This window comes from Fimbriimonas sp. LA-C6 (assembly GCF_055398105.1).
Genome location: NZ_AP038796.1, coordinates 142,754 through 157,430 on the forward strand (window position 1 = coordinate 142,754; position 14,677 = coordinate 157,430).

The 14,677-nt window shown below is 53.3% G+C and carries 15 protein-coding genes; 2 read left to right on the top strand and 13 right to left on the bottom strand.

What is annotated here, in order from left to right; all coding sequences use genetic code 11:
• The first annotated feature begins 59 nt into the window (after positions 1-59).
• Positions 60-1,802, top strand: coding sequence for a single-stranded-DNA-specific exonuclease RecJ (gene recJ / locus ACZ51B_RS00680; protein ID WP_464295309.1), 1,743 nt, complete (start codon positions 60-62; stop codon positions 1,800-1,802).
• Here recJ and ACZ51B_RS00685 read toward each other — a convergent pair.
• The 8 genes from ACZ51B_RS00685 to greA all read right to left on the bottom strand — a co-directional run bounded on the left by ACZ51B_RS00685 (position 1,799) and on the right by greA (position 9,507).
• Positions 1,799-2,902 (bottom strand): PDZ domain-containing protein, encoded by a 1,104-nt coding sequence (locus ACZ51B_RS00685; protein ID WP_464295310.1) that lies wholly within the window; start codon positions 2,900-2,902, stop codon positions 1,799-1,801. The two genes, recJ and ACZ51B_RS00685, sit on opposite strands and share 4 nt — an antisense overlap.
• Positions 2,883-3,752, bottom strand: coding sequence for a hypothetical protein (locus tag ACZ51B_RS00690; RefSeq protein WP_464295311.1), 870 nt, complete (start codon positions 3,750-3,752; stop codon positions 2,883-2,885). Before ACZ51B_RS00690 ends, ACZ51B_RS00685 begins: the two co-directional genes overlap by 20 nt.
• Positions 3,749-4,354, bottom strand: coding sequence for an RNA polymerase sigma factor (locus ACZ51B_RS00695; protein WP_464295312.1), 606 nt, complete (start codon positions 4,352-4,354; stop codon positions 3,749-3,751). The genes ACZ51B_RS00690 and ACZ51B_RS00695 overlap by 4 nt, the downstream gene beginning before the upstream one ends.
• Before the next feature lie 165 nt (positions 4,355-4,519).
• Entirely contained in the window at positions 4,520-5,002 is a 483-nt protein-coding gene (dtd, locus tag ACZ51B_RS00700; protein ID WP_464295313.1) for a D-aminoacyl-tRNA deacylase, read from the bottom strand.
• A 9-nt stretch (positions 5,003-5,011) separates the two neighbouring features.
• Complete coding sequence (locus tag ACZ51B_RS00705) at positions 5,012-7,237, bottom strand: RelA/SpoT family protein (protein WP_464295314.1); 2,226 nt, start codon at positions 7,235-7,237, stop codon at positions 5,012-5,014.
• Between the two features lie 124 nt (positions 7,238-7,361).
• Positions 7,362-8,090, bottom strand: a complete 729-nt coding sequence (gene kdsB / locus ACZ51B_RS00710; RefSeq protein ID WP_464297205.1) for a 3-deoxy-manno-octulosonate cytidylyltransferase — start codon at positions 8,088-8,090, stop codon at positions 7,362-7,364.
• Positions 8,091-8,375: 285 nt separating this feature from the next.
• Positions 8,376-9,029 carry a hypothetical protein gene (locus ACZ51B_RS00715; RefSeq protein ID WP_464295315.1) on the bottom strand — a complete coding sequence of 218 codons (654 nt, stop codon included), beginning with the start codon at positions 9,027-9,029 and terminating at the stop codon, positions 8,376-8,378.
• A gap of 7 nt (positions 9,030-9,036) precedes the next feature.
• Complete coding sequence (greA, locus tag ACZ51B_RS00720; protein ID WP_464295316.1) at positions 9,037-9,507, bottom strand: transcription elongation factor GreA; 471 nt, start codon at positions 9,505-9,507, stop codon at positions 9,037-9,039.
• Positions 9,508-9,536: 29 nt separating this feature from the next.
• On the opposite strand from greA, the gene ACZ51B_RS00725 reads away from it, so the two are divergent.
• Complete coding sequence (locus ACZ51B_RS00725; RefSeq protein ID WP_464295317.1) at positions 9,537-10,454, top strand: glycosyltransferase family 2 protein; 918 nt, start codon at positions 9,537-9,539, stop codon at positions 10,452-10,454.
• Here the strand turns inward: ACZ51B_RS00725 and ACZ51B_RS00730 are convergent.
• From ACZ51B_RS00730 to ACZ51B_RS00750, 5 genes are all read right to left on the bottom strand, one after another.
• Positions 10,432-11,175, bottom strand: coding sequence for an ABC transporter ATP-binding protein (locus ACZ51B_RS00730; protein WP_464295318.1), 744 nt, complete (start codon positions 11,173-11,175; stop codon positions 10,432-10,434). The genes ACZ51B_RS00725 and ACZ51B_RS00730 overlap by 23 nt on opposite strands.
• Positions 11,172-12,029, bottom strand: coding sequence for an ABC transporter permease (locus ACZ51B_RS00735; RefSeq protein ID WP_464295319.1), 858 nt, complete (start codon positions 12,027-12,029; stop codon positions 11,172-11,174). The genes ACZ51B_RS00730 and ACZ51B_RS00735 overlap by 4 nt, the downstream gene beginning before the upstream one ends.
• Positions 12,030-12,140: 111 nt before the next feature.
• A complete protein-coding gene (gene phoU / locus ACZ51B_RS00740) occupies positions 12,141-12,860 on the bottom strand; it encodes a phosphate signaling complex protein PhoU (RefSeq protein ID WP_464295320.1) in 720 nt (239 codons plus the stop codon).
• Positions 12,861-12,878: 18 nt separating this feature from the next.
• A complete protein-coding gene (locus ACZ51B_RS00745; protein ID WP_464295321.1) occupies positions 12,879-13,817 on the bottom strand; it encodes an ABC transporter ATP-binding protein in 939 nt (312 codons plus the stop codon).
• Positions 13,814-14,677 (bottom strand): NAD(+)/NADH kinase, encoded by an 864-nt coding sequence (locus tag ACZ51B_RS00750; RefSeq protein WP_464295322.1) that lies wholly within the window; start codon positions 14,675-14,677, stop codon positions 13,814-13,816. The genes ACZ51B_RS00745 and ACZ51B_RS00750 overlap by 4 nt, the downstream gene beginning before the upstream one ends.

The following is a 14,677-nucleotide window of genomic DNA, read 5'->3' on the forward strand; positions in this document are numbered from 1 at the left end:
CTCTGCATGCCCCCACACCGGGGGCATTCACCCCGTTCCTTGCTTCCCTTCCTATTGCTATGTCCTTACTGAGCGTTACAAACCTGCCTCCAAAATGGGTTGTGTCGCCTAGAGACCGACAAGCAGAAGCCAAGCTACAACAAGAACTCGGCGTCCCAACCCTGGTCGCCGCACTCCTAGCCCAACGCGGCTATACCGATCCAGAAAGCGCAAGCCGCTTCCTAAAACCCACCACGGATCAGTTCTACGATCCCAAACTCCTCCCAGACTATCGGCAGGCAGCAGACGCCATCCTCGCCGCAAAAGAAAACGGAGATCTCATCTTCGTCCATGGCGACTACGACGTAGACGGCGTAACCAGCGCAGCCATCCTAAGCCGCTTCCTCAAAGCCATCGGCTGCCAGGTCCACACCCACGTTCCCCACCGGATGAAAGAAGGCTATGGCATCCACCTAAACGCCGTCGCCCAAGCCGAATCCATGGGAGCAAAACTGTTCCTCACCTGCGACTGCGGCATCGGAGCACACGAACAAGTCGACAGCGCCCACGCAGCAGGGATGAAAGTAGTCGTCACCGACCACCACACCGTCGGCGACATCCTCCCCAACGCAGAAGCCGTCGTAAACCCCCACCGTCCGGACTCCGAATACCCCTTCTCTGAACTCAGCGGAGCAGGCGTAGCCTTCAAACTCTGCGAAGGAATCAGCGCCGAACTAGGCCTCAGCCCAGACAATTTCTACCGGGCCTTCCTAGACCTCGCCGCCCTAGGAACCATCGCCGACGTCATGCCCCTCGTCGACGAAAACCGCATCATCGCAAAATACGGCCTCGAACGACTCGCCGACACCAAAAAAGTAGGCCTCATCGCCCTCATGCGCGAGGCAAACGTAGTCCCCGAGCCAGGCAAACCACTCAAAGCCCGCAACGTCGGCTGGCACCTCGGCCCACGCCTCAACGCCGCAGGACGCCTAGACGACTCAGCCGTCGCTCTCAAACTCCTCCTCGAAGCAGACCCAACAGCAGCCGACGAACTCGCCAAAGAACTAGAAGCCGTCAACACCCTCCGCCGAAGCGAAACCATGAAGGTGGTCGACGAAGCCCTCCAACAAGCCGAGCGAGACGGATGCGACCAAGACTTCGTCATCATCGTGGCCGAAGCCGGATGGCACCCCGGCATCGTAGGAATCGCCGCAGGACGCCTCGTAGAGCGTTTCTACCGCCCCTGCTTCGTCATGTCCGTCAATACAGAGACAGGCATCTGCAAAGGCTCAGGACGCAGTATCCGCAACTTCAACCTAGCAGACGCCATCAAGAATCACCCACGGCTATTCCTAACGGGTGGCGGACACGCAATGGCCGCAGGCTGCAGCTTCGAGTACAAGAACCTAACCGAAGTTCGACGAGTCCTCCACGACTACGCAGCCAGCGTTCTCACAGAAGAAGACCTCCGTCCAAGCATATACGCCGACATGGAAGTAGAGGCAGAAGAAGTCACCCTAGCCTCAACCGAGGCAATCGCAGCCCTCGAACCCTTCGGCAGCGAAAACCCCGAACCGCTCTTCATGACAAGAGATCTCATGATCACCCAGATCATGCCAACCAAAAACCCATCCCACGCACGCCTGCTTTTAAGAAAGGAAGATGGCCCAACCATCACAGCCATCGCGTTTGGGTTAGGCGAAAGACTCCAACAAACAGGAGTGGGAACCAAGGTAGACGTTCTCTTCAGCCCCAACGCAGATGAGTTCCGAGGTCAACGAAACCTCACCTGGCAAATCAAAGACTTCACCGTCTCGGCTTAAGAGCCAATCACGACATTGGAAAGATAAACCTTCCCATTTCGCCGAATCCGAACTTCCACAGTCGAACCGATCTTCTGCCGAAGCATCACCTTCGCGAAGTCAATCTTGTTTCGGATCCCATAAAGGCCAATGCCAATAATGATGTCGTCACGTCGGAGGCCAGCCATGTTAGCGGGAGTCTGAGCCTGAGCCTGCTGAATAAGCGCCCCACCCCCAACCGCATCCTTCACGATCACCCCGAGAGTCGGATACTCAACCTTGTGAGAGGGTGAAGTAAGTCCATCCACTGCCCGCTGCATCAAATCCGTGCCAAGCACATACGCAACAGTCAAATCAGCAGGACCATACTGGTTCAGCATAGGAGGTGCATGCTTGGCACTCTCGCTGGTAGCTCCGCCACCAGGACCACCAGCCGGACCACCAGCACCCGCCGCACGCCCACTTCCAAAGCCCCCATTCAAACTGTTCGAGTTCGTCCCGTAAACCGCCCGAGCCTGATTCAGCACATTACTCTGAGACCCGTTCCGAGCCAACGTCGCATAAATAGGCCCGATCAACTCGCCAGTCTCAGTGAAAACCAAAGCACCCGCACACGATTCAACGGGCGACTCAAACCGGATCTCAGAGAGAGGAATGATGCGGTTCTCCGCCTTCACAATCCCCCCGCGATTCGCCGAAACAAACGAACCTCGCACGGCCCCCGTCGGCAAAACAACAATCAGAGGTTTCCCAGGATAACTCTCAGGGGCAAGCCGTGTAACCGGCAATGCCGAATCAGCCTCCGCGCCCTGCTCACTCTTAAGAAGCACAAGTCCCGTCACGGGATCATGAGCAACAGCCTCAAAAGAGAGCTTCTTGCCATCAGAAAGCCGTGTCCGATTCTGCCCCGGCACGCTGCTGCTGTAGGCCAAGTAATACCCACGACTATCAAGTCGAGTAACAATCCCATAGGGGCCAGCCTGATCCACAAGAGACACCACCGAAGGAACACTTCGATACAAGTCCATCGAGAAATTACTCGCAGACTGGCGCACCTGAGTCTCAATGTTGTCCCCAGAGGACAACAAACATATGGCAAGGCTAACCGCTAGTTGGATCATTATTCGTGCTTTCTAACTCCTGTGCGGGCCGCGAACCCGTTTCAGCATCCTGCCCAGAACCAATCTCAACATAAGTGGTGTCAGACTTATCAGCCATCGCGTCACGAGACATCGGGGCAACCGAACCGGAAGCCTTCTTCTTTGCAGCAGTTCGCGAACCATTCATCGCGACGTAATCGCTACTTCCACTGAAGGAAACATTAGCCGTAAGACCGTCCTTCACCAAGCTCTGAACAGTCCGCTCCCAAGCCGCCTGCATAAAACCGTCTCGATTCCCATGACGGGAAGCAGTCCCCCGCGTTCGCTCACGACTACCACGGCTATCAGAAAGAGCCACAGTGTTTGCCTGGGCGGGCAGCGGTGCACTAGTAGCCGCTGGAACCGGCGGAACCACAGCCGAATTCGCTACGGACTTATCTACAGATGAAATCTCCGGCTTCAATCGGAACGCCCCCTCATCCACATGCAACTTACTCAAAGTCTTACCGTCGGTCATCGCAACAACCTGAGTCTCTTTCGGCCCGGTCTTCGGAAGATTCACAAACACCAAACCAGCAACACATGCCATCGCAGGTAGCCAAAGCCACTGAGTCCATCGAGTCGGAGCCTCAACTTCCTGCTCGTGCTTAATTCCACGAGAAAGAATGGCTTCGCGAAGCCGCTCCTTGGAAAGCTGCTCTTCTGGAACTTCGCCTAACGTCTTGAGTCCGTCACGAATTGTCCGATAGGTAGCAAGCGTTTTGACAGCATCAGGATCTAGCTGGGCGGATTGCTCCAACTTAGCTGCCACTTCAGGAGAAACATCCCCAAAAGCTAACCTTGCCAAATCATCTTCTAACCTTCGTTTCATTTTAGTTCCTCGCCCAACAGGGGAGTGATCCTTTCCTTCAAAGCCCTACGGGCCCGAAGAACTCTCAACTTTGCGCCACCCACAGTACAACCAAGGATGCCCGCAATCTCGGGATACTCTTTCTCTTCAATATCCCTCAACACAATGACCGAGCGGTGGTGTACCGGCAACGCTGCAAGAGCCTTCCTCAACGCCACTTTCCGACGGTCCTCTTCTAAATTGCTAACGGGATCGTCATAGGTCCCAATCGTCATCCAATCAAGAGCACCTGCAGCCTCTTGTTGTTCCAACGATGTTCTTCGATGAGATGAACGTGCCCGATCGGTACACAGGTTGGAAACAATTCGCAAAATCCAAGTGGTAAATTTCGCCTCATCGCGATATCGATGCAAGTTTTGATACGCCCGAACGAACGCCTCTTGTACAACATCTTCGGCATCGTCCCGAGAATTGGTCATCTGGTAAGCAAACCGGTAAACAAGGGTGCGGTGCCGTTCGAAGAGCTCTTCAAACGCCCCATACTCACCCTCCCTAGCGCGCTTAACTAGACTCCCATCGGTATCCAGCTCAACTCGCCCACTTACAGACGCTCCTAATCTCAATAAACTGCGTTCTACCACTTAATCCTCGTCTGGAACAAACTTGTATAGGTATTGACGCGCGTCTAGGCTCGCCGTTACCCTCATTCCAATGGACTAGGACCCTCTCAATCTCAAAAGCCAGCAAACAATCCCGGCTCCCTAAAGAATGACGGATGAACGAGCCATTTAGGTCGATAAACCTTCAACATCCACCACAACGGTCACAGGACCATCGTTGATCAGACTCACTTCCATATGCGCCCCAAACACGCCCGTCTGAACCTCAATGCCCGTCTGTCGCAACGCCGCAACAAACTCGTCAAACAGAACCTGCCCCTTCTCAAACGGAGCGGAATCCGTAAAACTTGGCCGACGGCTTTTCTTGGCGTCCCCGTAAACCGTAAAGTTACTCACCGCCAAAACCCCATACTCAAAGATCGGAGTCGGAGCATCGTTGGCAGGGAAATCAAGAAGAGACAGGTTCATCTTCCCCTCATGATCGTTAAAGATCCGCAAAGTGGAAATCTTCTCCGCCAACTTCAAAGCTTCTTTGGAGCTATCGTTCTTATGAACGCCCACCAATAGCATCAGGCCGTAGTGACACCGACCAACCTCTTTCCCGTCAACGCGGACAGTCGCACCACTCACCCGCTGAACAATCGCTCGCACCCAACGATTCTACTTGGCAGCAGTCCGACCAAACATCCGCATGATGCTGATCACGTCACTGTAGTTACTAATCTTCGTCATCATCAGCGCCAAATGAGCCGTATCACGCACATCAATCGTCATCTCAATCTCAGCCGTATGGTTAGGCAGCGTCTTAACCTTCAGGGCACTCACGTTCGTTTTCGACTCACCAAGAATGGTCGAAACGTCCATCAAAAGCCCCGTACGGTTCACTGAAAGAACCTTCAACGACACCGCATAAACATTCCCATCCGATGCCCATGTATAAGGCAATAAACGATCAGGCTCAGTCGTCAAATACGCCTGCGCGTTAGGACAAACCCGTCGGTGGATCATAATCCCCCGCCCACGAGTCACATAACCCACCACATCGTCGCCAGGAATAGCACTGCAACACTTGGCCCGATGAACCAACACGCCCTCAAGCCCGCTCGTTGTAAGGGCAAGCTTGCCTTCCTTCGTCTTGGTAACGTGGATCTGCTCTCCAACAGGAGCGTCCGACACCTGACCGCGCAACTTCGCGACCACGCTCGAAGCACTAATCAGCCCCGACCCAATCTTCGCCAGGACGTCAGCCGCATTGTCACACTGCTCAATCCCCTCAGCAGCCTTAGAAAGCTTCTCTTCGCCCAAATACAGCTTAGGATCAAGCCCCAAAGACCGTAGCTCTTTCTCAAGAATCCCCCGCCCACGCTGGGCGTCCTCATTCTTGTTCAGCTTTCTAAAATGCGTACGAAGCTTGCTCCGAGTGTGGGCGCTCCGAACAAACTCCAACCAATCAATACTCGGCGTCGCGTTCGATCGAGTGATCAACTCAATCACATCGCCGTTCTGCAACTGGGTACTCAACGGCCCAATGGCTCCGTTAACCTTCGCACCCACCAGCGTCATCCCCAGATGGGTATGCACGCGGAACGCGAAATCAACCGGAGTGCTTCCCTGCGGCAGATCAATCACGTCCCCCTTAGGCGTAAACACAAACACCTGCTCACTAAACAGGTCCGTGCTCACGGAGCGCAGGAAGTCACTCGACGTACGCGAATCCGTAGACCAGTCAAACAACTGCTCCCGCAACGTCTTAAGGCGGTTCGTCTCATCCAGCGCCGCCTTCCCTTCCTTATAGGTCCAGTGCGCGGCCACACCATGCTCAGCAACCTCATGCATCTGCCGAGTCCGAATCTGAATCTCTAAAGGCTGCCCATTAGGCCCCACAACCTTGGTGTGCAAACTCTGATACCCGTTTGGCTTAGGACGCGCGATGTAGTCGTAAAACAGGGACATAATCGGCACCCAAATCTCGTGGACAATCCCAAGTGCCACATAACACTCCGGCACCGTCTCCACAATGATCCGAAGAGCCAACAGGTCATAAATCTCTTCAAAAGGCACACCCTGCTTCACAATCTTGTTAAAGATCGAATACAGGTGCTTGGGCCTTCCCCGGATATCGATAATCGGAATCCCACGCTTCTGAAACAGGTCCTTGATAGTGATAATAGAGGTCTGCAACTCCTCCTCACGCTGTTTCCGCGTCTTCGAAACAAGCTCACTCACCCGCTGAAACTCTTCCGGATGCAGATACTTGAAAGCCAGGTCCTCTAGCTGCCACTTAATCTGCCAAATACCCAACCGAGCCGCCAAAGGAGCATAAACATCCAGCGTCTCATTGGCAATCCGAGCACGCTTCTCTGGAGCCAAAACCTCCAAGGTCTGCATGTTGTGAAGCCGGTCGCAAAGCTTAATGACCATCACCCGGAAGTCTTTCGACATCGCAAGCAACATCTTGCGAAGCGTCTCTGCCGTCCGATGAGTCTCCGCCACCATCCGCTCACGATCCGTCAGCTCACCCTGCGGCTTAAACTTAAGCTTCGTCACACCCTCAACAAGGTGCAATACATCCTCGCCAAAGATCTTCCCGATGTCCTCAGCCGTATAACACTGACAGTCCTCCAAGACATCGTGCAGAAGCCCGGCAATAATGGAATCATCGTCCATCCGAAGATCCACAAGCGTCCGAGCCACCTGAAGCGGATGAAGAATATAAGGCTCACCGGATGTCCGAGTCTGCCCCTGATGCGCCTTCTCGGCTAAGAAATAGGCGTAGCGAATCTTACGGACGTTTGCATCGTCACGTTGCTCTCGGATGACCTGGAGTAGATCGTGAAGATCTTGGGGCTCCTCCCAGTCGTGGCTAATTTCGTAGGGCGCAACCATGTCGCGTCGTTTTTCAAGCCACTGTGCTTGATCTCAGACTTAAAATCCTCGTTAAATTATAACTTACAAGCGTCGCCGCACGTTCGTTAATAGAACATCGGCAAGATTTCGGCACGGGCTAGGGCTACTTCCCTCTTCCTGTCAAGATTGCGCGGACAGTCTCCGCCTGCTCAGGAGTATCCACAGCCATCTCACTCCCAAGCCCCTCAGACATCCGAATCTGAACCCCGTTCTCAAGAAACCGTAGCTGCTCCAAACTCTCCGTCTGCTCCAACGGAGTCATCGGCCAAGTAGCAAACTCCTTCAAAACATCCCGGCGGTAAGCATAAATCCCAACATGCTTCTTCACCACCCCCACACGCGGATTTCGATTAAACGGAATACAGTACCGACTGAAATAAAGAGCATTCCCCTTAACATCAGTAACAACTTTCACCACCGAAGGGTTCTCTTCCTCATCCGCCTCACAAGGACTCCAAACACTTCCCATAGCAACAGAACCATCTTCCAAAAGTGGCAAAGCACAAGCACGAATCGACTCAGAACTGATCAAAGGCTCATCCCCCTGAACATTCACATACACGTCGGCTACGATATGCTCCGCAACCTCAGCAATCCGATCAGTGCCACTAGGATGATCCGCCCGAGTGATCACAGCCCGAGCACCAAATCGCGCGCAAGCATCCACAATCTCCTCATCTGGAGTAGCGACCACCACATCCTCCCCCACTTCACTCCTCAGAGCCGCCTCCACAACCCACTGAATCATAGGCTTCCCCATCAAATCAACAAGAGGCTTCCCAGGAAAACGTGTGCTGCCCATCCGAGCGGGGATTACAATCACCGACTTCATCATTCAACCAACAGTTTGACAAATAAAGAAGCCCCGGGTCGCCGGGGCTTGATAGGATTATCCAGGAAGGGTGGGTTCATTACGAGCCCGCCTCTAGACTAGTTGCAGGTTAGCTAAAACCCACAACCTCCCTGGTGCATAGGTTTCGGAATCATTCTTTCGCACCACCTCCTTTTGGTTAGGATAATGTTAATAACGAGGTAAGGAACCGAAACGTTCTAAGAATTCTCCAAGAACTTTACATTAGGCCTTTCGGTCAGCACGAACCTAAAACTAACCTAACAGCTACTTGACCGCTGGCTCTTCCTGAGTATCCATCTGGTTCTGATCATGCCGCGCATCGTTCAACGAGATCCCCAGCGCATTCAGCGCATTCCGATCCCCCATCGCCACAGTCAGATTGAACCCCTTCGGCACCTTCAAAGTAGAAAGCATCAAAGTCTGAGAGGAAGTCTGCCAAAACCAGTAATGAACCTTCTTCCCAATAACCTCTAACGGCTTCAACTCCCCCGTTCCAGACCGCTGAAACCCAAGGAACTGGTCAACCGTATCCTGGTTCGCATTGGCCAACTGGTACATCGCCGTCACCACATGCCCGTTGTACGTAATGACGCCATACCCCTCGCCACGACCAGTCTCCCACCCATGAACCTCAAAAGGTCGCTGAAAAGGCGCTGGCAACTCCCGAAGCTCATAAGCGCCCCGAGCAGGCTCAGGAAACACGTCCTTCGCCCGCTCCCACGTATCGCCAACATGCACACTGCTCCGCTCACGATACAGCGCAATAGGAGCCTCCTGCTCAATCGGCTCACGAACCCGAATCGGCTCAACAGGAGCGTTACTCTGCCCCTTAGACTCCAACACAGAAGGCCCCGCCTCCGGTGGCTGACAACCGAAAAGCGCCACCCCAAACAAGAAAAGAAGCGCTCTACGTTTCATCAGGTCTCTACGAGATCGCAATTATCTTATACTTCGACGTGCCGCGTGGAGCTTCCACTTCCACAACGTCACCCACCAGGCCACCAAGAAGTGCCTCACCCAGTGGCGAGCCAATCGAAATAAGATCCTTCGCTGGATCCGCCTCAAATGAGCCCACGAGAGTCACCGTAAACTCGTCGTCAAACTCAAGGTCCCTAAGATCTACCTTTGAACCAAGATGTGCCGTCGCACCGGACACGTCCGGACGGTCTACAATCTTGGCTAACTGAAGAGCTTTCTCAAGATCTGCAATACGGCTTTCGAGCCGCGACTGGTTCAACTTACACTCGTGATAGGCTGCGTTTTCTCGGAGGTCGCCGTGGGACTTTGCTTCACGAATCTGGTCAGCTATTTGCAAGCGAACAGGCCCCTTAAGCTCTTCCAACTCGGCCTTGAGTTTTTCGAAACCTGCACGGGTGAATTGGATCTCCTTACCCATGGAACGGATATTGTAGCATCAGTCTGCCAATGAAGCCCCATAACATTAGCGTGATCATCGTCAGCTTCAACACAAAAGACAAGTTGAAGCGCTGTTTAGCCTGTCTAAACGAAGGTCATGAGGTCATCGTAGTCGACAACAACTCCCAAGACGGCTCACCCGAAATGGTAGAAACCGACTTCCCCACCGTCCGCCTCATCCGCTCCAAAACAAACCTCGGCTTCGGCGTCGCCAACAACAAAGGCCTAGAAATCGCCACCCACAACCACGCCCTCCTCCTCAACAGCGACTGTTACGCACACGAAGGAGCCATCGAAAAACTAAACGAAGTCCTACAAGCCCACCCCGAAGCCGTAGCCACAGGCGGCCGACTCCTCAACCCGGACGGCTCCCTCCAAGAAAGCATCGCCGGCCCCCTCACCCTAACCGCCGTCTTCCTAGAACAAACCCTCATCGACCGACTCCTCAAAGGCAAAGGCTACTGGAGAACCCGCCCCCTCGTCGCAAACTGGGAGCAAACCAAACAACAAAGCTACCAAGTAGACCAACTCACAGGAGCCTGCATCCTCATGCGAAAAGGCCTAGAGCAGTTCGACGAAAGATTCTTCCTCTACTGCGAAGACACCGAACTCTGCAAACGCCTCAAAACCCACGGACAGCTCCTCTACGTCCCAGAAGCCGTCTTCACCCACGAACTAGGCTCAAGCAGCCGCAAAGAGCCCTGGAAAGGCATTGCACGCTACAACTACGGCAAAGAGCTCTACTTCAGAATCCACCACAGCCCCGTAGCTGCCGTCATCTGCTTCTTCCTAAACCGAATGGGAGCACTCCTAAGGCTGCTCACCTACACCCTTCTGCTCCTACCAAAACCCAAAACAGGGATCCAAGGCGTCAAAACCTTCTGGAAAGTCCTCTCCGCCCCAATCAAAGGGCCGAAACGCTCTTAGACTCATACTCAGGCAAAACCTCATCGGCCGTGCCCGTCATCTTGATCTCGCCGTTCTGAATCCAGATACACCGGTCCGCAAACATCTTCACCGTCTCTGTCTGGTGAGAAACCAACAAAATCGTCCCCCCACCATCCCGAAACTCCTCAATCTTCCGGTGGCACTTCTCCGTAAACTCAAAGTCCCCCACGGAAAGCACCTCGTCCACCACCAAAATGTCCGCATCCACATGCACCGCCACCGCAAACCCAAGCCGCGCCTGCATGCCACTGGAATAAGTCCGAACAGGAGCGTAAATATGCTCGCCAAGCTCCGAAAACTCAAAGATAGCCGGCATCCGCTCCCGAGCCTGTTTACGGGTCAACCCCAATGTCACCGCATTGTAAAGAACATTCTCAGCACCCGAAAGGTCCGGATGAAACCCAGCTCCCAACTCAAGTAAAGGCGCCAAACGACCATTCACCTGAATCGTCCCAGAATCCGGCTTATAAATCTTCGCAATCAAAGACAGCAGCGTGCTCTTCCCCGCCCCGTTCCGGCCGACAACAGCCACACACTCGCCCTTCTTAACCTCTAGCGAGATCCCCCGAAGCACATCCAGCTTCTGGTACCCCCGACGCTTCCACCACAGAAGAGCCGTCTTCATGCTCGCCGCACCGCTCGTCCCAATCGTGAACGACTTCCGAAGGTCATGCAAAACAATCGCGTTCTCAGGCTTCATGGTCGCTCCACAAACTTCCACTTCATGCGGTTAAACAGGCTGTATCCAAAAATCAAAATCGCAAAAGACCAGAAACAAGCCCAAACCACATAAGGCCACCGAAGCCCATGATGAGGAAGCTGAACCTTGTTGATCGTAATGTCCTGAGGCGCCAACAGCACCTCCCGATAAAGCGAACACATCGCCGCCATCGGGTTCAAATTGTAAATCCGGTACAGCCAATACCCAGACTCCTGATTCTTCGGCGTGTAATACACCAACTCGCTCATGTACACAATCGGGCACACATAAAACAGCAAGTTCATCCCCACCGTCACGAGGTACTTCACATCCTCATAAAACGTGTTGATCGCACTCACAATGAAAGCCAGCCCAAGCGCCATCGCCGTCGAAACCACCAGCAGCAAAGGCAGATACACGACTGTCACCTGAAACGGGTTCAACGTCGGATTAATAGCCCAAACCACCGCCAGATAAACAAAGAAGATCACAAACCCAAGCAACAGGTGAATCAGATTGCTGATCACAGTGGCAATCGGCAAAATCTCACGGGGGAAATAGATCTTCTTCACCACCGAAATCGAACTCAGAATCGACTGCGAAGCATCCAAAACGCTGAACTGAACAAACATAAACGGCAGATACGCAGCAAGCACATAAGCCGAATAGTTCTTGATATGGTTGTCACCAATCACCGAGAAAACAACCCAAAACACCAGGGTCGTCACAAGCGGGTTGATAAAGGACCACAGAAATCCAAGGATCGAATTCTTATATCGAATCCGAATCTCACGCTGGACCATCGTGATGAGGAGTTCCCGGAACTTCCACAGCTCCCTCAGCTCCTCTAACATGGATTCGATTCTACCAGCGGGCACAAAAACTTGTTCACGGCAATCATCAGAGTCAGGTGGTTCAACCCCTCAAAGAGGCTGCCAGTTCCTCACAAGCAAATTCCGTGCCGCTCAGAAATCAAGATCAGAATCAACAGGCTCTTCCGGCTCAACCCGAGGCTCAGTTCGCCGAGCCAAAGGCGTAAACTCGCCCGTCACCATGAAATTCACACGCTCAGCAATGTTCACCGAGTGATCAGCAATCCGCTCAACGTGGTGAATCGCAAGCAACAACCAACTGTCAGAAACAACATTCGCCGGATCCTGTCGCATCCGAGTAAACAACTGCCCCCGAAGTTCTCGATAGAGGTCATCAACAATGTCCTCCATCTCCACAATCCCTTGAATCTTCTCAAGATCGTGCCGCACAAACGACTCCAGAGCCTCACGAAACATCACCCGAGCCACATGAGCCATCTTCGGAATGTCGATGATCGTCGCCGACCCCAGCTCCTTCTCGACCTTCAAAGTAATCTTCGAAATATCAACCGCAAGATCCGCAACACGCTCAATGTCCGTGATCATCTTCATCGCCGTACCAATGACCCGCAGGTCACCCGCCATCGGCTGCTGAAGAGCAAGCAACCTCAAACAGTGCGCTTCAATCGAAAGATCACGCTCATCAATCTCGTCATCTCGTTTGATAACCGAAAGCGCAAGGGCAACATCCAAACCAACAAGGGCTTCGACAGACTGCCCGACCATACTCTCGGCGCGACTGCCCATATCAAGCAAAGCATGTTCCAGCTCGTTGATCTCAATTGTGTAAGCCTGTCGTGCGTGTGTGCTCATGAATACATGCCAATAAAATTACTGCGATTGCCCAATCGCTTCTTTGATTAGGACGGGAAAATGACAGTAGTAGTTTCTAGATCCTACAATAGTTTTGTTAGGATCCTGTTTTGAACACAGATCCTGGGCATTTGGACACCGCCCAGCAAATCGGCACCCCTCAAACCGCGTCCTCGGATCAGGCAACTCACCCTTCACCTCTTCCGGCAACTGCATCAACTTCTCAATGCTCGGTGCACTGTCCAATAGCGACTTCGTGTACCAGTGCTTAGGATCCGTAAAGATAGCCTCAGTCGGCCCCTCTTCAACAATCCGCCCCAAATACATAACCGCCACCCGATCAGCAAGAAAACGAACCGTAGTCAGGTCATGCGAAATATAAAGGAACGAGCAGTTATGCTCATTCTGAATCTGCTTCAACAAATTCAAAATCTGAGCACGGATACTCAAGTCCAATGCCGCCGTAGGCTCGTCGCAAATCACCAAAGGAGGCTGAGGGCTAAGAGCCCGCCCAATCGCCACACGCTGCCGCTGACCACCGCTCAGCTGGTGAGGATAGCGATCCACCATCGAAGGATCAAGCCCAACCAGTTCAAAAATCTTCTTAGCATCACCCGGTCGCCCAAGTATGTCCAGAGGCTCAAGAACGGACCGCCCTACCTTCCACTTAGGATTCAAACTGGCATAAGGATCCTGCCACACCATCCCAACATGAGCAGCAATCCCCTTGGCAACGCCCTCAACAGAAACGCCGTTCAACAAAATCTGGCCGGACTTAATCGGCTGAAGCCCAAGCACAGCACGAGCCAAGGTGGTCTTTCCACAACCAGATTCACCAACAACGGCAACCGTCTCACCCGCGTTAACCGTGAGCGAAACACCGTCAAGAGCACGAACGGATCCACCCCGCCCACCAAACTCAACCACCGCATCAGTCACTTCTAAAAGAGCGCTCATAACATATCTCCCAAAACACTCTGACCCCACAGAAGGCGCTCGCTCAATTTGATCAAAAAGTCGTGCTTCTCAACGCTTACCAAGTTGGTGACTCTACTCGATTTCTTAACACGAACTTCGTCTCCCGCAAGAATATGCAACTTACTTTGACCATCTGCAGACAAAACTGAATCTCCATCACCACTCTGAATCGTAAGGACAACCTCACTATCAGGTCGCAAAATCAACGGCCGAGCATTCAACGTATGAGGCGCAATCGCCGTCAAAATAATCGCCTGCACATTCGGATCCATAATCGGGCCACCCACCGACAAGTTGTAAGCAGTAGAACCAGTCGGCGTGCTCACGATAATCCCATCGGCCGGATACCGCGTCAGCTGGTGCCCATCCACCATCACATCAAACGTCAGCATCCGAGAGCTAACCGCACGTTGCAAAGCCGTCTCGTTCAAAGCGTGAAGCGAAGCCACCTCATTGCCCTGACGAATCAGCCGAACCTCCAACATCATCCGGCTTTCAATCTCAAAAGTGCCGTCAAACGCCGCACTCAAGAAGCTTCGCAACTCCGAACCCTTAGCCTGAGTCACAAACCCAAACCGTCCGTAATAAACTCCCAGAACAGGCACACCCTTCTCACAGCTCAACTGAGCCGCGCGGATCAAAGTGCCATCTCCCCCAAAAGCAATCACAAGGTCTGCAAGCCCAAACTCTTCAGGTGAAACTTTGGGCAAGTCAACGTGACGCCCCGTCTCGGGCTCAACCGCAACATAGATTCCACGCCCGGACATCCATGCAGCTGCCTCACGGGCAGCCTCCATGGCATCGGGACGGTGAACGTTAACAACCAGGTGGACGCGCAA

Excerpts from the sequence above, each read along its gene's own strand:
- recJ (WP_464295309.1), top strand. The coding sequence starts at position 60 with ATGTCCTTACTGAGCGTTACAAACCTGCCTCCAAAATGGGTTGTGTCG.
- ACZ51B_RS00685 (WP_464295310.1), bottom strand. The coding sequence starts at position 2,902 with ATGATCCAACTAGCGGTTAGCCTTGCCATATGTTTGTTGTCCTCTGGG.
- ACZ51B_RS00690 (WP_464295311.1), bottom strand. The coding sequence starts at position 3,752 with ATGAAACGAAGGTTAGAAGATGATTTGGCAAGGTTAGCTTTTGGGGAT.
- ACZ51B_RS00705 (WP_464295314.1), bottom strand. The coding sequence starts at position 7,237 with ATGGTTGCGCCCTACGAAATTAGCCACGACTGGGAGGAGCCCCAAGAT.
- kdsB (WP_464297205.1), bottom strand. The coding sequence starts at position 8,090 with ATGAAGTCGGTGATTGTAATCCCCGCTCGGATGGGCAGCACACGTTTT.
- ACZ51B_RS00715 (WP_464295315.1), bottom strand. The coding sequence starts at position 9,029 with ATGAAACGTAGAGCGCTTCTTTTCTTGTTTGGGGTGGCGCTTTTCGGT.
- greA (WP_464295316.1), bottom strand. The coding sequence starts at position 9,507 with ATGGGTAAGGAGATCCAATTCACCCGTGCAGGTTTCGAAAAACTCAAG.
- ACZ51B_RS00725 (WP_464295317.1), top strand. The coding sequence starts at position 9,537 with ATGAAGCCCCATAACATTAGCGTGATCATCGTCAGCTTCAACACAAAA.
- ACZ51B_RS00730 (WP_464295318.1), bottom strand. The coding sequence starts at position 11,175 with ATGAAGCCTGAGAACGCGATTGTTTTGCATGACCTTCGGAAGTCGTTC.
- ACZ51B_RS00735 (WP_464295319.1), bottom strand. The coding sequence starts at position 12,029 with ATGTTAGAGGAGCTGAGGGAGCTGTGGAAGTTCCGGGAACTCCTCATC.
- phoU (WP_464295320.1), bottom strand. The coding sequence starts at position 12,860 with ATGAGCACACACGCACGACAGGCTTACACAATTGAGATCAACGAGCTG.
- ACZ51B_RS00745 (WP_464295321.1), bottom strand. The coding sequence starts at position 13,817 with ATGAGCGCTCTTTTAGAAGTGACTGATGCGGTGGTTGAGTTTGGTGGG.